The sequence below is a fragment of the Aeromonas sp. ASNIH1 genome, from assembly GCF_002934285.1.
Classification (GTDB): Bacteria; Pseudomonadota; Gammaproteobacteria; order Enterobacterales; family Aeromonadaceae; genus Aeromonas; species Aeromonas caviae.
Window position 1 is genome coordinate 4811228 of the sequence record NZ_CP026228.1, and the last position, 21606, is coordinate 4832833.

Sequence of the window (21606 nt, forward strand, 5' to 3'; positions counted from 1 at the left end):
AGACGTTATTTATCAATGTATTGGGTCAATGCGTCAAAGCATTGACCTCAATTGTCCTTGCTCATGCCGTACTTCTTCATCTTCTCCACCAGGGTGGTGCGGCGCATGCTGAGCAGGTCGGCGGCGCGTGCCACCACCCCGTCCTGGGACTCCAGGGCCTGGCGGATCAGCTCCACCTCGAGGTCGGCCAGCATCTCCTTGAGGTTGACTCCTTCCTGGGGCAACTGCATGGGCAGGGGCATGGCGATGCCGGGATCCAGCTCTGGTGGGGACTGAAACACGGCAGCCAGGGCGTCCCGCTCGTCCATCTCGGTGAGCCGTTCATCTCGTGGCTCGCAGGGCAGCAGGCGATAGCGGCCGGGCAGATCCGCCACATCGACGATCTGGTTCGGATAGAGGATGAGCAGGCGCTCGATGAGGTTGGACAGCTCGCGCACGTTGCCGGGCCAGGCGTACTGCATCAGGGACTCCATGGCGCGCTGGGTCAGACGGATGATCCCCTTGTGCTGTTCGGCATGGCGATTGAGCAGCTCCTGCAGCAGCAGCGGGATGTCGTCGGCCCGATCCCGCAGGGGGGGCGTCTCGATGGGGAACACGTTGAGGCGGTAGTAGAGATCTTCGCGAAATGCCTGGGTGCGGATCATGGCTTCCAGATCCCGGTGGGTCGCCGCGATCACCCTCACATCTGCCTGGACGGCCTTGCCGCCCCCGACCCGGTCGAACTGGCGCTCCTGCAGCACCCGCAGCAACTTGACCTGCATCGGCAGCGGCATGTCGCCGATTTCGTCGAGGAAGAGGGTGCCCCCCTGGGCCAGTTCGAAGCGGCCGCGCCGGGCGGCAATGGCACCGGTGAAGGCCCCCTTCTCGTGACCGAACAGCTCGCTCTCGAGCAGTTCAGCCGGAATGGCGCCGCAGTTGATGGGCACGAAGGGGCCCGCGCTTCGGGCGGACAGCTCGTGGATGGCGCGAGCCACCACCTCCTTGCCGGTCCCGGACTCACCGAGGATCAGTACGTTGGCGTCGGTCTCGGCCACCTGGCCGATGAGACGGCGCACCTCCTGGATGCCCCTCCCCTTGCCCACCAGCAGGCGCAGCAGGGTCTGACCCTTGTCGTGGGTCTGATGACGGGGATGCAGGGAGATGAAGGCCTGGCAGAAGTGCAGGTGACGGGTGAGGGACTCATAGGTAAAGGGCGCCTCGGCCACCCCGATGAAGTTGCTGCAACCATGGCTCGCCGGCATCAGGGAGAGGAAGGGCAGACGAGGATGGGCGGCAAGCAGCTCACTCAGGGCGCGCTCGCGCAGTTCCCCGGCCAGAATCCCCTGCAAGGGCCCGGCAGTCTCGATGGCCACATCGAGATCGCTCTCTACCACCTCCTGCCAGGGGATCCCCATGAAGGAGAGCACAGTCCCCAGTTGCTGGCGCCGCACATCATCGGCATCAACAAGCAGCACACCCATAGCCATCCTATCCATATTTTCACACCTGACGCCAAGTTATTATTTTTTAAGTGCTTATTAAAACCAATTTCGCACTGTGTCATAAGGGGGACAAAGTGCCAAAATTCTGGCGGATTGTCAAAACTTGTCGCATCCTCCCGGACCCTGGCGGGACGGGGATCATGCTTCCAGCCAGATTGAGTATCGGATGAAAACCTGCGAAGGGGAAAGAATGACGCCGACAGGGTGCGGCGTCAGAGGAGGGATCAGTGTTTCACGCTCTCCTGGGGAGCGGCATAGCGGCACTCGGGAAACCGGCTGCAGGCGAGGAACAGGCGACCGGCATGGGGACCCTTTCGTGCTTCCCGTGCCACCAGGGGCGCGGCACAGCGGGGGCAATGAGGGGTCGTCTTCCGGGGCTCCTCCTCATCCGGATCGAGGAAGGGATTCTCCTCCATCAACACCGGCATTGCCTCTTCGACCTGGGGGGGCGGCACCTGGGGCTCCCTGGCAGCCCCCGGGTGTGACGTACCCAGATCGACACCATCGAGCAGCAGCGGGCTGAAGGTCGGTTCGCGGCGCTCGCCGGGCAGCAGGTCATCCACCGGCGCCGTCGTTCTCGCCAGCAGGGGCAGCAGTTGCTCCCGCAACTCGTCGACCTGGTAGTGGCTGCTGGCCGGGATCTGCAACAGCGGCAGGCCGGCGCCATCGCAGGCCGCCTTCAGGAAGAGATCCCGCACCTTGCGCTTCTGGTGGCGGTGCCCCTCGTCATCCAGCTCCACGGCACACAGGAAAGAGAGATCCGCCGGGTGGCAGAGCAGAAAATCGAAGTGCTTCTCCCCTATCTTGCCGAGCGCCTGCTGGCGCTTGCCCTTGCCAAGGTGCGCCTCGGGCGTCAGTACATAGGAGGCTCGTACCTTGGCAAAGACACGGGCCTTGTCCCCCACCGCCTGATCCAGCACCCCGAAGAAGGTGCGCTCCGCTGGGCTCATCAAGGTTTCCTGCAGATCATAGGGCTCGGCTTTGCCCCCTTTCTCCCTGCGCCAGACGATCACCAGCAGGAGCAACCCCAGCAACACGGCTCCCGATACGACAAGGCTATTCATACACGCACATCCCGTTTACAAGACAAATTCAGTTCACACCAGAGGAAGGGGCACACTCTACCACGGGGAAAGCGACTCAGGCAGCGCAGAAATCAAGCCCGTCCCGGCATTCACGTTTTTTCACTGAATTTGCGCAAGGCGGGCTTCATATGGCCTGTCACAGCAGGCACAATGCTAGAGCCCATGGACGTTCTGGCGCACTCCCCGTCACCGCCAGGCGTCAACGGACCCCACGCAGCCCCATTCAAGGAGAGCAGGATGCAAAAGCAATTGGTCGTCACCGTGATCGGCGCAGACAAACCCGGGATCGTCGAGAGCCTGGCCGATACCATCACCCGGCAGCAGGGCAACTGGCTGGCCAGCTCCATGAGCGAGCTGGCGGGGCAATTTGCCGGCATTTTGCACGTCGCCGTGCCTGACGAGCATTACCGCAGCCTGTGCGAGGCCCTGGTGATGCTGCCTGGCCTCACCGTGAGCTTCGCCGAAGGGCAGCTCAGCCCGCAACCGGCCCATCAGGTGATGCTGAGCGTCACCGGCAACGACAGACCGGGCATCGTCCACGAAGTGGCCAGCATCCTGCGCCAGCTCAACATCAACGTCGCCGACCTCACCACAGGTTGCGAACCTGCGCCCCACTCAGGCGCCCCCCTCTTCTATGCCCACGCCCTGGTGGCCCTCCCGCCGCAGCTCGAACTGGACGATCTCGTCACGGCCCTGGAGTCCCTCTCCGACGACCTCGTCGTCGACATCGATCAGGATCTGAGCGAATAGTGTCGCCTGTCATAAATTTGTCATGGTTTGACGCCATAACTTCCGCGCAGACGCAACCAGAGCAAAGAGGCACCAGATGAGCACCGACAAGCAGTATGAAGAGAAAGAGCTTAGCTGGCTCTCATTCAATGAACGGGTGTTGCAAGAGGCGATGGACAAGACGGTACCCCTCATCGAGCGGGTCCGCTTCCTCGGGATTTTCTCCTCCAATCAGGACGAGTTCTTCAAGGTACGGGTGTCGGACGTCAAGCGCCGCATCCTCATCAACGAAGTCCACGGCGGCGACGACGAGGCCAAGGTGCTGCTGCGCGCCATCCAGCAGAAGGTGATGGCGCTCGGCGAGGCGTTCGACAACACCTACAAGGAGCTGCTGATCGCGCTGGCCCGCCACAACATCTTCCTGGTGAACGAAAGCCAGCTCTCCGAGTCCATCCAGCAGTGGCTGCGGATCTTCTTCCGGGAAAAGGTGCTGCGCCACATCATCCCCATCCTCCTCAACAAGGAGGTCAACCCGGTCAAGTTCCTGAAAGACGAGCACACCTATCTCGCCATCGAGATGAAGAAGAACGGCCAGGTGATCCAGTACGCCCTGGTGGAAGTGCCCACCGACGATCTGCCCCGCTTCTTCCAGCTACCGCCGGAGGGCACCCGTCGCAAGAAGCAGATCATCATCCTGGACAACGTTATCCGCTTCTGTCTGGACGAGATCTTCAAGGGCTTCTTCGACTACGACGAGATTGCCGCCTACGCGGTCAAGCTGACCCGGGATGCCGAATATGACCTCTCCGACCAGCTGGACTTGAGCCTGGTGGACAAGATGAGTGACGGCTTGAAACAGCGCCTCACCGCCATGCCAGTGCGCTTCGTCTACGAGCGGGAGATGCCGGCGGCCATGATAAGCTTCTTGAAGCTCAAGCTGCAGATCAGCTCCTACGACGCCATCATGCCCGGTGGGCGCTATCACAACTTCAAGGATTTCATCGGCTTCCCCAATGTGGGCCGGGATTATCTGGAAAACCCCAAGCTGCCGGCCCTGGACTGCCGCGACTTTGACGGCTTCGTCAACGCCTTCGACGCCATCGCCAAGCAGGACATCCTGCTCTACTACCCGTACCACAAGTTCCACCACTTCACCGAGCTGGTGCGCCAGGCGGCCTTCGACCCGGCGGTCAGCGCCATTCGCATCAACATCTACCGGGTGGCCAAGAAGTCGCGGATCATCCACTCCCTCATCGACGCCGCCAACAACGGCAAGAAGGTGACCGTGGTGGTGGAGCTGCGCGCCCGCTTCGACGAGGCAGCCAACATCGACTGGGCCAACATCCTGACCGACGCAGGCGTCAAGGTGGTGTTCGGGGTGCCCAGCCTCAAGATCCACTCCAAGCTCTGCCTCATCACCCGCCACGAGAACGGCGAGGCGGTGCGCTACGCCCATATCGGGACCGGCAACTTCAACGAGAAGACCGCCAAGATCTACACCGACTTCTCTCTGCTGACCCGCCATCCGGACATCACCGCCGAGGTGGAAAGCGTGTTCGAGTACATCGAGTACCCGTACCGGCGCTACAAGTTCAACCACCTGCTGGTCTCCCCCATCAACAGCCGCCGCCAGCTCTATCGCCTCATCGACAACGAGCTGACCAACGCCAAGGCGGGGCAACCCAGCGGTATCACCCTCAAGATCAACAACCTGGTGGACAGAGACCTCATCAACCGGCTCTATGCCGCCGGCCAGGCCGGGGTGCCCATCCAGATGATCATCCGGGGCATGTGCGCCCTGCGCCCGGGGGTGCCGGGTCTGAGCGACAACATCCGGGTCATCAGCATCATCGACCGTTTCCTCGAACATCCCCGGGTGATGGTGTTCCACAACAAGGGCAATCCCCAGCTCTATATCTCCAGTGCCGACTGGATGAGCCGCAACATCGACGGTCGCATCGAGGTGGGCACCCCCATCTATGACGAGCGGCTCAAGCAGCGCATCCTCGATATTCTCGAGCTACAACTGAGTGATACCTGCAAGGCGCGGGTGATCGATGCCGACCAGAAGAACGAGTACGTGAAGCGGGGCAACCGCCGCAAGGTCCGTTCCCAGGTGGCGATTTACGACTACCTCAAACGCATAGAGTCAAACCATGGACAATAGTCTGTACGCCGCTGTCGATCTGGGCTCGAACAGCTTCCACATGGTCATTGCCCGCCTCACCGAGGGGCGGATGCAGATCATCGATCGCATCAAGGAACGAGTGCGCCTCGCCGAAGGGATGGATGAGCAGCGCCGCATGTCCCCGGAGGCCATGGCCCGCGGGCTGGACTGCCTCGCCCTGTTCGCCGAGCGGCTCACCAACATCAAGCCGGATCAGATCCGCCTCGCCGGCACCTACACATTGCGCCGCGCCAGCAACGCCCGCGACTTCGTGCGCGAGGCGGCCAAGGTGCTCAACCACCCCATCGAGATCATCAGCGGCCAGGAAGAGGCCCGCCTCATCTATCAGGGGGTCGCCCATACCCAGCACATCGAGGGCCAGGTACTGGTGGTGGACATCGGCGGCGGCAGCACCGAACTCATCATCGGCGAAGGGTTTGAGCACAAGGCGCTCACCAGCCGCAAGATGGGCTGCGTGAGCTTCACCCAGAGCTTCTTTGGCAACGGCAAGCTCGGCGAGAAGGCCTTCAACGCCGCCGTGCTGGAAGCCCAGCACCAGCTCGCCCCCATCATCAACCAGTACCGCAAGCTGGGCTGGCAGAGCTGCCTCGGCAGCTCGGGCTCCATCCGCACCGTGCGCGACGTGTTGCAGGGAGAAGAGTGGACCGATGGTGCCATCACCCTGGCGGGACTCGAGCGGCTGAAGGAAGAGATGCTCAAGCACAAGCGGGTCGACCAGCTCAAACTGGCGGGCCTCACCGAGGAGCGTCAGGGGGTGTTCGCCGCCGCGGTGGCCATCCTGCTCGGGCTCTTCACTTCCCTGCCCATCGAGCGGATGGAGTACTCCGACGGCGCCCTGCGCGAAGGGTTGCTCTACGAGTTTGAGGAGCGCCTGCAGCATCACGACATTCGCGAACGTACCGCGCTTGCCCTCAGCACCCACTATCGCATCGACAAGCGCCAGGCCACCCGGGTAGAGAGCAGCGTCCTCTCCCTGTTCGACGCCCTGAGCGGCCCCTGGGAGATGCCGGAAGAGCCCTATCGCGCCATCCTCGGCTGGGCGGCGCGGCTGCACGAGATCGGCCTTGCCATCAACTACAGCGGCATCCACAAACACTCCGCCTACATCTTGCAAAACACCGACCTGCCCGGCTTCAACCAGGACGATCAGGCCCTGCTGGCGGCCCTGGTGCGCTTTCATCGCAAGGGGCTCAAGCTCTCCGAGCTGCCGGCCCTGCCCAACCACGACGAGCAGACGGTGCTGCGCTGCATCCGCATCCTCCGCCTCGCGGTGGCGGCCCACCACAGGCGTCAGGACAACCTGCTGCCCGAGTGGAACGTGCAGGCCGCCGGGGATCAGCTGGTGGTCACCCTGCCGCTCGACTGGTGCGACGAGAACAAGTTGCTGATGCAGAACCTGGAAAAGGAGCACCGCTACTGCCACGAGCAGGGCTGGCCCCTGCTGTTCCAGCTCGGGTAACCCGCCCCTCTGTGCAAAAAGGCAGCCAATGGCTGCCTTTTTTGTCTCTTGTGCTTTCCTACTGCAGATCCGGCAGGATCAGCTTGGCTATCTCGAAGTAGATGATGAGGCCGGTACCGTCCACCAGGGTGGCGATGAAGGGGGCCGAAACCACCGCCGGGTCGATGCGAAAGCGACGCAGCACCATGGGGATCACCGAGGCGACGGTGGCGCTCCAGAGCACGATGGCGACGATGGTCAGGGTCACCACCATGCCGATCTCGGGCCCCACCCCCAGGCTCCAGGCCCGCACCCAGGCCGCCAGTGCGATGGCGGCCGAGATGAGCAGACCGGTGGAGATCTCCTTCTTCAGCACGGTACCGAGGTTTTTCAGGCTCACCTCCCCCACCGCCATGGCACGCACTATGGTGGTGGTGATCTGGGTGCCGCTGTTGCCACCGGTGCCGATGAGGAGCGGGATGAAGAAGGCCAGGGCGATGGCCGCCTCCAGCTGCTCTTCAAAGGCTCGCAGCACGGTGCCTGTGTAGGCTTCCGCCACGAACAGGATCAGCAACCAGCCCACCCGCTTGCGCCACAACTGCCAGGGGGTGGCCTGCAGATAGGGGGTATCCAGCGGCGAGGAGCCCCCTTGCAGCTCCGCATCCTCGGTGGACTCCAGCTCCAGGATGTCGGCGGCATCGTCCACGTGGAAGACCCCCACCAGACGACCCTGATCTTCCACCGGCAGGAGCGAGAGGTCGCGATCAATGAGCAGGCGGGCCGCCAGCTCCTGATCCGCCCGGGCGTTGATGCGCACCGCCTCCCCCTCCATCAGGTCCCCTACCGGCAACAGGGGATCGGCGATCAGCAACGACTTGAGGGAGACGCTGCCAAGCAGGCGCTGCTCGCCGTCAACCACATAGAGATGACCGAACAGCCTGGCCTGATCCCAGGCGCCGTGGATCAGCTGCTTGGCGCTTTCAACTGTTGCATCGGCCTCCACTGCCAAGTATTCGTGGCGCATGTTGGCCCCCACCGACTCGTTCGGCCAGGCCAGCAGGGACTGGAAGGCTTTGCGGGTGGGGTCCGGCAGCCGGGCGAGCAGGGTCTTGCGATCGTGCTCGTCGAGCCTGCGCAGGATGGCCAGCAGGTCCCGGCGGGCCAGGGTGCCCTGCAGTATCCCCACGATGCTGCCATGCAGCCTGAGCAGCAGATGGCCGGCACACTCCGCCGGGAGGGAGGCGAGCAAGGACGCCCCTTCCGGCATGGAGAGGGTATCGAAGATGCAGTTGAGCTCTTCCGGGCGCAGGGTCAGAAGCTGATCGGCACGGGCCACCGGATCCAGGTTGTGCGCCAGCCAGTTGCGCAGGGCAACCGGGTCGAGCAGTTGATGACGATTGAGCAGGGTGTGTGTTTTCTTCATCACAGATGTCCTCATGTGATTTCAGGCGAACCTGAACGCCTCCGGCACCTGGCCGGATGCAACGGCAAGAAAACAGCAATTTGATTGACGAGTAACAGGCAGGAAATGACGCCGTCCGGCGTGTTTTCATCCCCACGTACCAGCTTTAGCACTGCATAACGTATCCGGCATGCCGGAAGCCACTTGGGTTGACACCTTAATCCGATGAAAACTGTCCTGATCTTGGGCGTCTCTGGACGTCGTGAGATCAGTGGCCTGTGTTTATGCAGGAGCCTCGCCTAACGAGATGCTGCGAACATTGATTGCACGGCGCTACCGTGCGGGCGGCATCATCTGCTCAGGCGCAGGTCGAGTCAAGGCAAACGGGCCCCTGGCAACGGGTTGTTACAAATTGGCCGGACGGCGGGCCCTTCATGAAACGAGGCTCCCCCGTGCGTGGCACGGGGGAGCCTGCGGTCAACGGATGAACGTCAGCGGATATAGTCGAAGAGGGTCAGCTTGCTTATCTTGCTGAAGGCGAGCTGGGAGGCGCTCATGGCTGCATCCTCCTTGGAGAGGGCCGCGATCACCTCGTACATGTCCGCCTCGGACACCTTGGCCCGCGCCTGCTGGTTCAGGGTGCTGAGTCCGTCGTTGGAGCTCATCACCTGCTCCAGGCTGTTCATCCTTCCCCCCAGCTCCCCCAGTCCCCGGTCTATCTTGGTTCTGGCGTTGCTCATGTGGGTGGTGGCATCGGAGACCGCCAGCTGGAAATCGCTCTCGGACAGGGTCGGATCGCGCATGGCGGAGATGAAATCGGACATGCCATTGAGGATGTTGTCGTTTTTCGGGGTATCCAGCACGAAGTTCTGGGTCGCCGACCCCGCAGGGAGGTCGAGGGTGAGCGCCAGGCCGTTGAAGGGGATCTTGTTGCCCGCCACATAGTCGCCGCTTTGCAGCAGGGTGCCACCGCTGTCACGGATCTCGTAGGTGTCCGGCGGCCCGGCCAGGGTGCTGACCGCATACTGGTTGCTCGGCAGGGAAGCATCATAGTTGTTGCGATAGAAGCTCTCGAAGTTCCCCTGATCCGCCACCGACACCTGGATGTTGCCACTGGCAGCGCTGGCGGTGCGCCGGGTCGCCACCATCTCGAACAGATCGAAACCGGAGTCGTTGGCCGGGATCTGCACCGTGGGAGAGACCTGGATGTTGCGCTGCCCCGTGTCCCCCTGGAACACATAGTTGCCGCTGGCATCCTTGACGAAGGGCTGGGTCTTGCTCTGATTGCCGCCGAAGATGTACTCCCCCTGGGAGTTCTTGCTGTTCATCAGGTCGAACATCTGCTTTTGCAGCCCCTCCAGTTCGCTCGCGATGGCGTTGCGCTCCTCGGAGCCCATGGCGGAGTTGTTCGCCTTCTGGATCAGGGTCTGGGCACTCAGCATGGCGTTGTTGAGGGAGGTGAGCACCGTCTCCTCGTGGCCCAGGCTGTTCTCCAGCAGGCTGCCGTTGACGCCGTACTGCTTGAAGAGATCGATCTCCTTGGTCAGCGCCATCTTCTGGCTCATGCCGGCCGGGTCCTCCCCGGAGCGGGAGAATTTATCCCCCGTCATCAACTGGTTGTAGGCGGTGTTCTGGCGCTCGCTCACCTTGCTCATGGAGGCAAGGTTGCGGTCATAGATCATGTTGGTGGTGATGCGCATGACTTACCTCACGGAGGAGAGCAGGGTGTCGAAGATGGTCTTGGCGGTGTTCACTATCTGGGCCGAGGCCGCATAGGACTGCTGGAAGCGGATGAGGTTGGCCGCCTCCTCCTCCAGATTGACGCCGGAGACACTCTCGAAGATGGCGGTACTCTGGGTCAGCTTCGCCTCGTTGGCCTGCAACAGGGTCTTGGCCTGGCTGGTCTTGTTGCCAATGCCGCTCACCAGACCCGAGTAGGCATCGTTGAAGGTCATCTTGTCGTTGCTGGTGGCGGCGTTGTTGTTCTTGCGCACCAGCTCCTTGTTCTGCAGCTCCGCCAGCGCCAGGCCGTTGGCGTTGTCCGCGAAGCCGTCCTTGTTGTAGCTGAGCGTGAAGCTGTCGCTGGCCTCCACCTTGCCGGTGATGCTGAACTCATAGCCCGGGCTCTGGGTCGGATCGGCGTAGACCTTGGCCCCCCCCAGGGGGCTCTCGAGGGCGGCCATCAGGTTCTTTCCCTTGCTGGAGGCGGGGGCCACACCGAGCAGGTTGTTGTTCTTGTCATAGACCTCGTAGTTGCCGCTGCCGTCGATCTTGATGACCTGGGGTGCACTCGGGTCCAGAGTGTTGGTGCCAAAACCCGAGCCCGTGCCGGTGTTGTAGACACCGCCCAGCGTTATCTCGCCCGAGCCCAGGTTCTGGGCTCCCTTGTCCGCCTTCAGGGGGGATGCCAGCGCGATATCCTCAGGACGGGTGATCGCCTGCTCCAGGTTGGCAGCCGCATTCCGGGTGGGTTGCAACAAGATCTTGTCACCTGCAGCCGGTGTGCCGGAGAGATCGATTTCGATGCCGTGGCCCGTCACTTCGAAGGTGGCTGGCGGCGTGGTCCCCGTGGCGAGCGAGGTACGCTGCCCGCTGCCGTCGATGGCGAACACCTCGTAACCGGTGGCGCTGTTGAACCGCACCTCGTAGTCGAAGGTGGTGACCTCGCTCCCCTTGCCGGGAACGAAGTTGACGCTGGCCGCCCCGTTGCCCTGGTTGCTGGCGTAGGGCAACCCCTGGCTTCCTTTGAGGGTGAAGAGATCCCCCCCAAGCTCGTTGTCGAGATCCATCCCCAACCGGTTCTGCTGGTTCATGGCATCCCCCAAGGCGACGGCCAGCTGCCCCAGCTCCCGCTTGGCGGGCTCCAGATCCCGACGCGCGGTGAAGAGGCCACCGATGGCACCGCCAATATCCTGGTCGTTGATGCTGGCCTGGTTCTTGCCCAGGGTCAGCTGCAGGGAAGGCTCACGGGAATCCGGGTCCCCCGGCACCACCTTGAACTGGGCCACGCCGCCATCGAGCACCAGGGAGTGCCCTGTGCTCATGTTGACCAGCATGCTGCCGTTGGGCTGGGTCACGGTGCGGATCTCCATCTTCTCGGAGAGCTGGCGAATGGCCTCATCACGCTGATCGAACAGCATCAGGTTCTCTTCAGGGGAGCCCTGGGTGCGGACGATGGACTGGTTCAGATCGTTGATGCTGTTCAGCAGGCTGTTCACCCTGTCCGTCTCGTCCCCTATGGTGGCGTTAATGGTATCGGACTGCTTGTCGAGCTGGGCGGAGAGGGTGTGGAATCTGTCCACCATGCCGCTCAGTTCACTCAGGGTCGTCTGGCGCCCTCCGATCTCGGACGGTGACTCGTTGGCGGTGTGGAAAGCCTTGAAGTAGGAGGTGATGGTGGACCCCACACTGTTGCTGGCATCACCGAGCAGGCTGTCGAGCTGGAACAGTTGATCGTAGCGGGTGTTGGCGGCGTTATAAGCGGACGTATCACGGCGAACCTCGGCCTGGGCATAGGCGTTGATGATGCGATCACTCACCATGTCGCCCGTCCCCAATCCGACGGAATTGGTGTAGATCAGGGTGCGTTCACGTACATAGCCCTGGCTATTGACGTTCACTATGTTGTTGCTGGTGGTCTGCAGCAGCCGCTGCTGGGCCAACACACCCGAGGTCCCAATTCCAAGCAGATCGCTTGCCATAGCTTACAGCTCCATCTCTGTGTTCCTGTCTGCAATGTTACCGGGCGTCGAATAACCGGCGATGGCATCACTGCGCAACACTTGTTTAAGTTTCCTGGCGTACTGGGGATCGGTGGCATAACCGGCCTGCTGCAACGCCTCGAAGTAACGATCCGGGCTGTCCACCTTGGCCAGCGCCCCCTTGTAGCGACTCCCAGAGGTCAGGAAATCCACGTAGTCGTTGAAGCTCTCTTCGAACGACTCGTAGGAGCGAAACGCCGCCTTCTGGCGCGAGGCCACCCCTTGCTCGTATTCCAGGGTGCTCACCACCGCCTTGGGGCCTTCCCAACGCGGATCGGCCTTGATGCCGAACAGGTTGTGCGTCACGTTTCCGTCTGCATCCTTGATCACCCGCTTACCCCAGCCACTCTCAAGGGCGGCCTGGGCCACCAGCACCGCCGGGCTCAACCCCAGCTTGTCCGCCGCCTTCTTGGCCAGCGGCATCAGCCTGTCGACGAACTCTTCCGGGCTGTCAAACACCTTGGCGCTGCCATCCAGGGCCGAAGGCCTCTGGCTGCTGCCCATGGGCGGCACGGTGCGGTGGGGGCGTCTTGGCATGGCCAGCGTACGCTCGGCCCCATTCAGCTCACCCTTCATTTCGTTATCAGCAAAATCTTTGCCAACTTTGGAAGCAGCAATCAGATCGTTGGAGGCACTGGGGGGTTGATAGGGCTTGTAGACCCGCTCGGTACGCTGGGGCAGCTTGAGTACCCGGCCATCCTGATGGGTGAAGGTCTGCTCGGGTGAGAGCTGCCTGGCCACCATCTCGGCAATGCCCAGCCCCCCCTTGCTCGACATGTCGGCAACCCGCTGCTCGTCCAGCATCCCTTCATAGAACTGGGTGTAGCTGCTGTTCATCGGGTTGCCCTCGGTGAGCACCGAGTTGGCCTGGCGCATCCCCTTGAACAGGGTCTGGGTGAAGATGGATTCGAACTGGCGGGCGGCCGCCATCAGGGCCCCTTGCTTCCCCTCCTTGCTCAGGCTCATCTGGCGCAGTTTGTCCAGGTTCTGGACATCCTGCACCATGCCAATATTGATACCGCTCTGGGTGTCGAACTCTGCCATAACCTACCTCTTTGCCGCCCGTGGCAACCGCTTGCCGCTCACGAAATTACAGAATGACCAGTTGGCCCTGGATCGCGCCCGCCTGCTGCAGCGCCTCTAGGATCGCCATCAGATCCCCGGGGGCGACCCCCACCTGGTTCACCGCCCGCACCAGGTCGTCCAGGGTCGCGCCGGTATCGAGCTTGAACATCCGACCGGGATCCTGCTGCACGTTGATGGTGGAGTTGTTGGTGACCGCCGTCTGCCCGCCAGCGAGCGGATTGGGTTGGGAGACCTGCTGGTTCTCGGCGATGGTGACCGTCAGCCCACCGTGGCTGATGGCCGCCGGGCGCAACTTGACCTCGCTGCCGATGACGATGGTCCCGGTGCGCGAATTCACGATGATCTTGGCGGACTCGCTCGCCGGGTCCACTTCCAGGTTCTCGATGGTGGAGAGGTAGGAGACCCGCTGGGCCGGATCCCTCGGCGCGAATACCTTGATGGAGGTAGCGTCCATCGCCTGGGCGGTGTTCGGACCCACCAGATCGTTGACCACGTCCGCCAGACGGCGGGCGGTGGTGAAGTCCGGCCGGTTCAGGTTGAAGGTGATGGTGTCGCCCTGGCTGAAGGAGTTGGGAACCTCCCGCTCCACGGTCGCCCCGTTGGCGATGCGCCCCACTGTGGGCGTGTTCACCACTACCTTGGAGCCGTCCGCCCCTTCGGCCCCGAGGCCACCGACCACCAGGCTGCCCTGGGCCACCGCATAGACGCGGCCATCCAGCCCTTTCAGGAAGGTCTGGAGCAGGGTGCCGCCACGCAGGCTCTTCGCCTCGCCGATGGCGGAGACGGTGACATCTATGGTCTGACCAGGCTTGGAGAAGGGGGGCAGATCCGCGTGGATGGCCACCGGCGCCACGTCCTTGATCTTGGGCTTGATGTTGTCAGGCACCTTGATGCCGAAGTTGTTGAGCATGGTCCTGAAGGTCTGCTCGGTGAAGGCGTTGTTCTTCTCCCCCGTGCCGGGCAGGCCCACCACCAGACCGTAACCGATCAGCTGGTTGCTGCGCACCCCTTCCACCGAGGCGAGGTCCTTGATGCGAGATGCGTGCGCCAGCCCGAAGGGCAGCAGGCAGCACAGCAGGGCAAGCAGACGGAATCGGTTCATGACATCTCCTAACAAAACCTTCCTGATCCGGGACCCGTGAACGCCCCGGACTCTTGAGTCTTAAATGGGCCACCAGGGGCCGTTGAAGAAGCTGGTGAGCCAGCCCTGTTCCTGGGTGTTCGCCAGATCCCCGGTACCGCCGTAATAGATACGCGCATTGGCCACCCGCTGGGAGGAGACGCTATTTTCCGAGCTCACGTCCTCCGGGCGCACCAGACCGGTGATACGGATATATTCGTTGCCATTGTTGAGCATGATCCACTTCTCGCCGCGCACCAGCAGGTTGCCGTTTGGCAGTACCTTGACCACGCTGACCGAGATGTTGCCCTGCAGGCTGTTGCTCTGATCCGCCTTGGCCTGCCCCTTGAAGGCACTGTTCTGGCCGATGGAGGCCGACAGATCGTAGGGCCCCGCCGTGACCGGCACACCACCCAGGGTGACGGGGTCGAGCGCCAGCTTGTTGTCCTTGCCGCTCTGGGTGTTGGCCTTTTTCGACGCCGAGGTCGACTCCGCCAACTGGATGGTGATGATGTCACCCACCCGGTGCGCCTTGATGTCCGAGTAGATGCCGTTGACCTGCTCGGGCTGGAAGATGGCGCCGGTCGGGCGCACCGACACCGGCTCCGACTCCCCGTAGACGGGGGCGAAATCCGGGTCATCCGGTTTGGCGGTATTGGGGGTACTGGTGCAACCCGCCAGCGTCAGCAGCCCCAGCATCCATATGGCTTTCATCATGGCACTCCTTTCATCAGGTCCGCTGGGTCAGGAAGGACATCATGGAGTCGACGGCGGAGATGACCTTGGAGTTCATCTCGTAGACCCGCTGAGCCTGGATGAGATTCACCAGCTCCTCGGTCACGTTGACGTTGGAGGTCTCCAGCATCCCCTGCTTGATCACCCCCAGCCCGTCCGCACCGGCTGTCCCCTGAATGGGGGCGCCGCTGGACTGGGTCTCGAGGAAGAGGTTCTCCCCCATGGGCTGCAGGCCGGTGGGGTTGACGAAGTCCGTGGTGTTGATCTGGCCCACCACCTGGGATTGGCCATCCCCCTTGAGCTGGACGGAGACCTGGCCATCCTCCCCCACGGTGACGCTCTGGGCGTTCTCGGGGATCTGGATCTCCGGTTGCAGCGGGTAACCGTTGCCCGGGGTGACGATGGTCCCCTCGTCGTTCAGGGTGAACTGGCCGTTACGGGTATAGGCGGCGCTGCCATCGGGCAGCTGGATTTCGAAGTAGCCGCGACCGCTGATCATCAGGTCAAGGGAGTTGTCCGTGGTCTGGACGTTGCCCTGACTGTGGTTTTTCTGGGTGGCGACCACCTTGGCCCCCGCCCCCAGCATCAGGCCGGAAGGGAGCTCGGTGTCTGCCGAGGAACGACCGCCAGGCTGGTTGATGTTCTGATAAAGCAGATCCTCGAAGATGGCCCGCGCCTTCTTGTAGCCCACTGTGCTGGCGTTCGCCAGGTTGTTCGAGGTGACCGAGATGTTGGTCTGCTGGGCATCGAGGCCGGTCTTGCTGATCCAGAGTGCAGGATTCATGGGGTGCTCCTTGATTAGCTGATACGCAGCAGCTGGGTTTGTGCCTCGTCGTTCTCCTCGGCGGTCTTCATGATCTTGACCTGAGTTTCAAACTGACGTTGCAAGCGAATAAGGTTGGTCATCTCGTCGACCACGTTGACGTTGCTCCCCTCGAGGGAGCCGGCGATCAGGCCCACATCCGCAGACGCGGCCTCATTCTGGCCATCCTTGCGGCGAAACAGGCCGTCCTGGCCTTTCTCCACCGCATCTGCCGCCGGGTTGACCAGCTTGATACGCTGGAAATCTTCCGGCAGGTTGGCGGCTGCCCCCTCGGGACGGCCGCTGATGGTACCGTCACGATTGATCTCGATCTTCTCCATGGGCAGGGGCAGCACGATGGGCTGACCGGCATCATCCACCACGTTCAGACCGGTGGAGGTCTGCAGATTGCCGGTGGCATTGAGCTGCAGGTTGCCCATGCGGGTATAGGCTTCCGCACCGTTGGGATCCTGCACCGCAATCCAGCCCGGCCCATCGACGGCAACGTCAAGATCCCGACCCGTGGTCATCAGCATGCCGTGCTGCAGGTTCTGGCCCGGCCGCTCGGTCATGGCGAACACCCGCGTGGGCAGCCCTTCGCCAAACGCCTGCATGCTGCGCGCCTGCTCGAAGTCAGACTTGAAGCCAATGGTGTTGGCGTTGGCAAGGTTGTTGCCACGAACAGCCAGGCTGTTCATGTTCTCCTTGGCCCCGGACATGGCGATGTAAAGCAGGTGATCCATGGGATCCTCCGTCAAACAGATGACTCTCACAGCTCAACTGCAAGTTGAATGCCAAGAGAGATGACGAAGACGGAATGAAAGGAGGAAATGAGGCGGGACGGAAATGACAAGGGGCGCCGAAGCGCCCCTGCCAACTACCCGCCGTCTTAGCGGATCTGCAGTATGTTCTGCTGCAGGGAGCTGTTCACTTCCAGGGAACGGGAGTTCGCCTGGAAGTTGCGCTGGGCAGTGATGAGATCGACTAGCTCGGTAGTGAGGTCCACGTTGGACTGCTCCAGCGCCGACGACTTGATGGAGCCGAACGTGCCGGAGTTCGGGGTGCCGGGCAAGGCATCGCCAGAGAGCAGGGACTGGCGCCAGGAGGTGTCGCCGACCTGGGTGAGCCCCTGGGCATTGGCAAACTTCGCCATGGCCACCATGGCCACCTTGACGGTGGTGGCGTTGCTGTAAGTGGCGGAGACTATGCCATCCGCCCCGATCTCCACCTTGGTCAGGCGACCGACGGTGGAGCCGTCCTGGGTCAGCTTGCTCACTTCAAAGGGGGAGGCGTACTGGGTCACGGTACCAAGCTTGAACTCAATCTCCTGGGTGCCATCGGCGCCATTGGTGATGATACCAGCCCCTGTCGCCCCCAGGGGTTCCGTCTTGATGACCGCCGGGGTGGTGGGTGTGACCATCTTGCCGGAGGCATCGAAGGTCACCCGGGCGCTCAGGGGAGCCTGGCTCAGACCGGTCGCCATGGTGGTGGCCGTACCGCCTACGATGTCGATGGGCTTGTCCCCTTCATAGAGGTACATACGCCAGGCAGTCGGCACCGCCGCTTGGGTAGGATCGGCCGGATCCGCTTCCTTGGTGAAGTACTGGGTGATGGTGTGTGGCTCGCCCAGGGAGTCATAGACCACCACGGAAGTAGAGGAGGAGTAGGTGGTCGAGTCCGTGGGATCGAATTTGGAGGCATTGACATCCATCAGCGTTTTCGTGCTGGAAGGCAGGTTGAAACCAGCCTCGACCGTCGTGGTCTGCACCGGCTCACCGGCCTTGTCCGGGATCTGGATGGGCTTGGTAGCGTTGATGCTCACCGCCTTGGGGGTGCCATCAGAGTTGATCTCGTACCCTTGCAGATAACCGCCGGAGTTGCTGACCATGTAGCTGCTTTCATTGAGCTTGAAGGCGCCCGCACGGGTGTAGGTGCGATCCAGGTTGGTCAGGCCGTCCGAGGTCACGAAGAAGCCGTTGCCCTGGATGGCGAGATCCAGCGCGTTGTTGGTGAATTGCAGCGCGCCCTGGTGGAACTGCTGAGCCACAGCGCCAGTCGCCACCCCGTTGCCGACCTGGGTCTTGGCGTTGACGAAGATGGAGTTGGCATAGACGTCGGCAAACTCGGCACGGGACTCCTTGAAGCCGGTGGTATTGACGTTGGCAATGTTGTTCGCGGTGACGTTCAGGTCTTTTTGAGCCGCATTGATGCCGCTGAGGGCATTGTTGAATGACATGTCTTTCTCCTTAGATCACTGCGTTAGAGGACGAAGCCGACTGGGTGGTGGTCTTGCCGGTCGTCGCGCCAATTTCCAATACATCGGTCAGGTAGATGCCACCCAGTCCCTTGAGTTTGAGGGTGCTGGGGTTGGTGCTCGTTCCCAGGGTGACGCTCTCCACCTTGGCGTAAGTCAGGGCGGGGACGCTCTCCGACTTGCCGTCGACGGTGGCATGCGCCTCTATCGAATACTTGCCGCTCTTGGCCTCGTTGCCGGACTTGTCCTTGCCATCCCATTCGAAGGCCACGTTCCCCTTGTGGCTCCCTTCGATGGCGAACTCTCGGATGACCTGGCCGCTCTCGTCCTTCACCGTCACCTTGATGTTGCTGCCGCCATCGCCGGTGGCGATGACCCCCGTGAGGGTGCCCCCCTTCTCCACGTAACCCGTGTTGGACGGGATCAGCACGTTCTGCCCCACCAGCGCGGAGGCCTGCAGCGCCTGGCTGGAGGTCATCAGGCTGTTGAGGCTCTCCATCTGGGTGGAGAGACTGCTGATCCCCTGAGACGTCGACATCGAGGTCATCTGGGAAAGCATCTGGGCGTTGTCCACCGGTTTGAACGGATCCTGATAGGAGAGCTGCATGGTCAGCAGCTTCAGGAAGGACTCCTGATCCAGCTCCTTTTTCTGGGTACTGGTGTTGGCCGTACTGGTCTGGGCCGACGTCGTCCGGTTGACACCCAGCAGGCTGTCATAGGTATCTGCCACTTATGCTCCCCCCTCTAGGGCGTGCCCATTGGGCCGATTGTTGCCGCCTGGCAGGCGATCACGGGTCACTCTCATCCGGGTTCACCTCTGTCAGGACTTGCCCAGACCCAGGGTCTGCTGCAACATTTTCTTGGCCGCGTCGGCCACCTGGACGTTGGTCTGGTAGCTGCGCGACGCCGCTATCATGTCCGCCATCTCTTCCACCATGTTGACGTTCGGCTTGAAGATGAAGCCATCCTTGTCCGCCATGGGGTGATTCGGGTTGTACTCCTTGAGCAGGGGCGCATCACTCTCGACGATGCCCTTCACATCCACCCCGACCGAGGCCTGCTTGTCGGACATGGCCTGATCCAGCTGGGCGGCAAAGACTGGCCGCCTGGCGTGGTAAGTTTTTTCCACGCTGGAGCTGACACTGTCAGCGTTGGCCATGTTGCTCGCCACCGTGTTGAGGCGAACGGACTGCGCGCTCATGGCAGAGCCTGCAATGTCAAAGACCTTGAACAAACTCATCCTTGCTCTCCTTTCAGTGCCTTGAGCAGGCCGCTTATCTTGCTGTTCATGAATTCAAGGGAGGCCTGGTATTCGAGGCTGTTGCGCAGGAACTCGCTGCGCTCCTGCTGCACGTCCACCGTGTTACCGTCACCGGTATCCGGTTGCAGGGGATTGCGGTACTGGGTCGTGCCCGGGGTATCCATCTGCAAGGCGAAGTGCTTCTCGCTGGTGGTGCTGAGCCCGAACCCTTGCTGGCCCTGGGCATCCTGCAACGCCTGTGAGAAGTCGATGTCACGGGCCTTGAAGCCCGGCGTGTCCGCATTGGCGATGTTGCTGGACAACACCTCGGCACGCTTGGCGCGCACGCTCAGCGTGTACTGATGAACACCGAATGCCTTGTCGAATGAAATTGCCATAGCACACCTCCTGCTTCATGAATATTTAGCAAGAGGTGTGCCAAGAGGGTATTGAGCGGGGTTATTTGACCTTGTAGACGATGCCGGGGTTGCAGCGGATCATCTCGAACTTGTCGGTGAGGCCGGCCAGAGACTCGGAGGCCCCCAGCATCAGGTAGCCGCCAGGATTGAGGCTGCTGGCGAACTGGTTGAGGATCTTGGATTTCACTTCGGGCGCAAAGTAGATGAGCACGTTGCGGCAGAAGATGATGTCAAACTTGCCGAGCAGGCTGTAGCTCTCCAGCAGGTTGAGGGGACGGAAGCTGGTCAATTTTCTGACACGCTCCACCACCCGCATCTTGTTGTCGCCACAGGGTTCGAAAAAGAGTCGCTTGCGCTCGGGGGAGAGCCCGCGAGCCAGCGCCAGGCTGTCGTAGACCCCCTCCTTGCACTGGTTGAGCATGGTGCTGGAGATATCGGTCCCCACTATCTGCACCCCGCCCGGCAAGGTACCCGGCCGCTTGACTTGCTGCTCCAGCGCCGTCATGGCGATGGAGTAGGGTTCCTGCCCGGATGAAGAGGCGGCAGACCATATCTTGATGGGACGACCGCTCTTACCAAGCTCCGGGAAAATCTTGTCGCTCAGCAGCTGGAACGGATAGGTATCGCGAAACCACAGGGTCTCGTTGGTGGTCATGGCATCGACCACCGCCATCTTGAGCTCCCGCTCGCGCACGCTCATCGCCCGGGTGACCAGATCAGACAGACTCTCGATACCAAACTGAGTCATCAAGGGCGACAGGCGGCTCTTGACCAGATACTGTTTGTTGTCACCCAGCACTATGCCGCTCTGTTGCGCCAGAAAATTGCTGAATTGCCTGTATAAGTCGTCCGAAAGTGTCTTCATGCAGTTGTTCTTCTTGATTAGAGAGCGCCTTGTACGGCCTTGGCCAATTCATCCGGCTGGAATTTGGCAATGAAATTGTTCGCTCCGACTTTCTGCACCATGGCCTGATTGAACACCCCACTGAGGGAAGTGTGCAGGATAACATGCAAATCCTTGAGGTTGGGATTGTTGCGGATCTCGGCGGTGAAGGTATAACCGTCCATCTCCGGCATCTCGATGTCCGAAATGACCAGGGCTATCTGATCCTTGATGGGACCGTTCTTGGACATCTCCAGCAACATGTTGAGCGCTTCCCGTCCATCCTTGGCCAGCACGCACTGCACCCCGATAGCCTCCAGTGCCCGTTGAACCTGCTTGCGCGCCACCGAAGAGTCGTCCGCAACCAGCACGGGACGCCCGTGAGGATTGCGCTCCACGCTTGCTTCCACCAGTTCGGTGGACACCTCGGTGGAGACCGGCGAGATCTCGTTGAGAATGCGCTCCACGTCCAGGATCTCCACCAGCTCACCATCTACCTCGGTCACCGCCGTCATGTAGTTGATGCGACCGGCCCCTTTGGGTGGCGGCAGGATGGACTCCCAGTTCATGTTGATGATGCGCTCGACCGAGTGGACCAGGAACCCCTGAATGGAGCGGTTGTACTCGGAGATGATGATGAAGCACTTGGAGAGGTCCTGGATGGGGCGCTTGCCCATCGCCATGCTGAGATCGATCACCGAGATGGTCTGGCCACGGATATGTGCCACGCCGCGAATGCAGGAGTTGAGCTTGGGCATGACGGTCAGAGGGGGACACTGCAGCACCTCGCGTACCTTGAATACGTTGATGCCAAATCTTTGACGTCCATTGAGACGAAACAACAGCAGCTCCAGCCTGTTTTGTCCCACTAGCTGGGTTCGCTGGTTGACCGAGTCCAGAATACTCGCCATAAACACTCCCTAAAAATGCTTGGCACTGATCGTGCATGTCATTATGCATGCACATTGGCTTGCATCAGATCA

19 protein-coding genes and 1 riboswitch are annotated in these 21606 nt (G+C 61.6%); of the genes, 3 read left to right on the forward strand and 16 right to left on the reverse strand.

All coding sequences use genetic code 11. The features are described from left to right. Window positions 1–47 precede the first annotated feature (47 nt). Window positions 48–1466, reverse strand: coding sequence for a sigma-54 dependent transcriptional regulator (locus tag C2U37_RS23170; protein ID WP_041213159.1), 1419 nt, complete (start codon window positions 1464–1466; stop codon window positions 48–50). A 239-nt stretch (window positions 1467–1705) separates the two neighbouring features. Continuing rightward, window positions 1706–2545 carry a DUF2726 domain-containing protein gene (locus C2U37_RS23175; protein ID WP_103260419.1) on the reverse strand — a complete coding sequence of 280 codons (840 nt, stop codon included), beginning with the start codon at window positions 2543–2545 and terminating at the stop codon, window positions 1706–1708. Between the two features lie 258 nt (window positions 2546–2803). Between C2U37_RS23175 and C2U37_RS23180 the strand changes: the two genes are divergently transcribed. From C2U37_RS23180 to ppx, 3 genes are all read left to right on the forward strand, one after another. Then, on the forward strand, window positions 2804–3316 hold the full coding sequence (locus tag C2U37_RS23180; RefSeq protein ID WP_010675281.1) for a glycine cleavage system protein R: 513 nt from the start codon (window positions 2804–2806) through the stop codon (window positions 3314–3316). A gap of 76 nt (window positions 3317–3392) precedes the next feature. Continuing rightward, entirely contained in the window at window positions 3393–5462 is a 2070-nt protein-coding gene (ppk1, locus tag C2U37_RS23185; RefSeq protein WP_039040240.1) for a polyphosphate kinase 1, read from the forward strand. After that, window positions 5452–6942, forward strand: coding sequence for an exopolyphosphatase (gene ppx / locus C2U37_RS23190; protein WP_104453135.1), 1491 nt, complete (start codon window positions 5452–5454; stop codon window positions 6940–6942). The genes ppk1 and ppx overlap by 11 nt, the downstream gene beginning before the upstream one ends. A gap of 58 nt (window positions 6943–7000) precedes the next feature. Here ppx and mgtE read toward each other — a convergent pair whose 3' ends face one another. The 14 genes from mgtE to C2U37_RS23260 all read right to left on the reverse strand — a co-directional run bounded on the left by mgtE (window position 7001) and on the right by C2U37_RS23260 (window position 21534). After that, a complete protein-coding gene (mgtE, locus tag C2U37_RS23195; protein ID WP_104453136.1) occupies window positions 7001–8344 on the reverse strand; it encodes a magnesium transporter in 1344 nt (447 codons plus the stop codon). Window positions 8345–8467: 123 nt separating this feature from the next. Next, a riboswitch (M-box (ykoK) riboswitch) is annotated at window positions 8468–8637 on the reverse strand. A gap of 177 nt (window positions 8638–8814) precedes the next feature. Beyond that, window positions 8815–10023, reverse strand: coding sequence for a flagellar hook-associated protein FlgL (gene flgL / locus C2U37_RS23200; RefSeq protein WP_010675285.1), 1209 nt, complete (start codon window positions 10021–10023; stop codon window positions 8815–8817). A gap of 3 nt (window positions 10024–10026) precedes the next feature. Continuing rightward, a complete protein-coding gene (locus tag C2U37_RS23205; protein WP_104453137.1) occupies window positions 10027–12024 on the reverse strand; it encodes a FlgK family flagellar hook-associated protein in 1998 nt (665 codons plus the stop codon). Between the two features lie 3 nt (window positions 12025–12027). Next, window positions 12028–13128, reverse strand: coding sequence for a flagellar assembly peptidoglycan hydrolase FlgJ (gene flgJ / locus C2U37_RS23210; protein ID WP_069652528.1), 1101 nt, complete (start codon window positions 13126–13128; stop codon window positions 12028–12030). Between the two features lie 46 nt (window positions 13129–13174). Beyond that, on the reverse strand, window positions 13175–14272 hold the full coding sequence (locus C2U37_RS23215) for a flagellar basal body P-ring protein FlgI (RefSeq protein ID WP_010675288.1): 1098 nt from the start codon (window positions 14270–14272) through the stop codon (window positions 13175–13177). Window positions 14273–14332: 60 nt separating this feature from the next. Beyond that, a complete protein-coding gene (flgH, locus tag C2U37_RS23220) occupies window positions 14333–15004 on the reverse strand; it encodes a flagellar basal body L-ring protein FlgH (RefSeq protein ID WP_010675289.1) in 672 nt (223 codons plus the stop codon). Between the two features lie 16 nt (window positions 15005–15020). Then, window positions 15021–15809 carry a flagellar basal-body rod protein FlgG gene (gene flgG, locus C2U37_RS23225; RefSeq protein ID WP_010675290.1) on the reverse strand — a complete coding sequence of 263 codons (789 nt, stop codon included), beginning with the start codon at window positions 15807–15809 and terminating at the stop codon, window positions 15021–15023. Between the two features lie 14 nt (window positions 15810–15823). Continuing rightward, complete coding sequence (gene flgF / locus C2U37_RS23230) at window positions 15824–16570, reverse strand: flagellar basal-body rod protein FlgF (RefSeq protein WP_010675291.1); 747 nt, start codon at window positions 16568–16570, stop codon at window positions 15824–15826. Window positions 16571–16716: 146 nt separating this feature from the next. Then, window positions 16717–18063: a flagellar hook protein FlgE gene (flgE, locus tag C2U37_RS23235; RefSeq protein WP_039040233.1), complete on the reverse strand. Its 1347-nt coding sequence runs from the start codon at window positions 18061–18063 to the stop codon at window positions 16717–16719. 10 nt (window positions 18064–18073) lie between these two features. Beyond that, window positions 18074–18811 (reverse strand): flagellar hook assembly protein FlgD, encoded by a 738-nt coding sequence (locus tag C2U37_RS23240; RefSeq protein ID WP_042017540.1) that lies wholly within the window; start codon window positions 18809–18811, stop codon window positions 18074–18076. A 90-nt stretch (window positions 18812–18901) separates the two neighbouring features. Continuing rightward, on the reverse strand, window positions 18902–19321 hold the full coding sequence (gene flgC / locus C2U37_RS23245) for a flagellar basal body rod protein FlgC (protein ID WP_005329775.1): 420 nt from the start codon (window positions 19319–19321) through the stop codon (window positions 18902–18904). Then, window positions 19318–19719: a flagellar basal body rod protein FlgB gene (gene flgB / locus C2U37_RS23250; RefSeq protein WP_010675294.1), complete on the reverse strand. Its 402-nt coding sequence runs from the start codon at window positions 19717–19719 to the stop codon at window positions 19318–19320. Before flgB ends, flgC begins: the two co-directional genes overlap by 4 nt. Window positions 19720–19780: 61 nt before the next feature. Next, on the reverse strand, window positions 19781–20605 hold the full coding sequence (locus C2U37_RS23255; protein ID WP_010675295.1) for a CheR family methyltransferase: 825 nt from the start codon (window positions 20603–20605) through the stop codon (window positions 19781–19783). A gap of 17 nt (window positions 20606–20622) precedes the next feature. Further along, window positions 20623–21534, reverse strand: coding sequence for a chemotaxis protein CheV (locus C2U37_RS23260; RefSeq protein ID WP_010675296.1), 912 nt, complete (start codon window positions 21532–21534; stop codon window positions 20623–20625). Window positions 21535–21606: the final 72 nt, after the last annotated feature.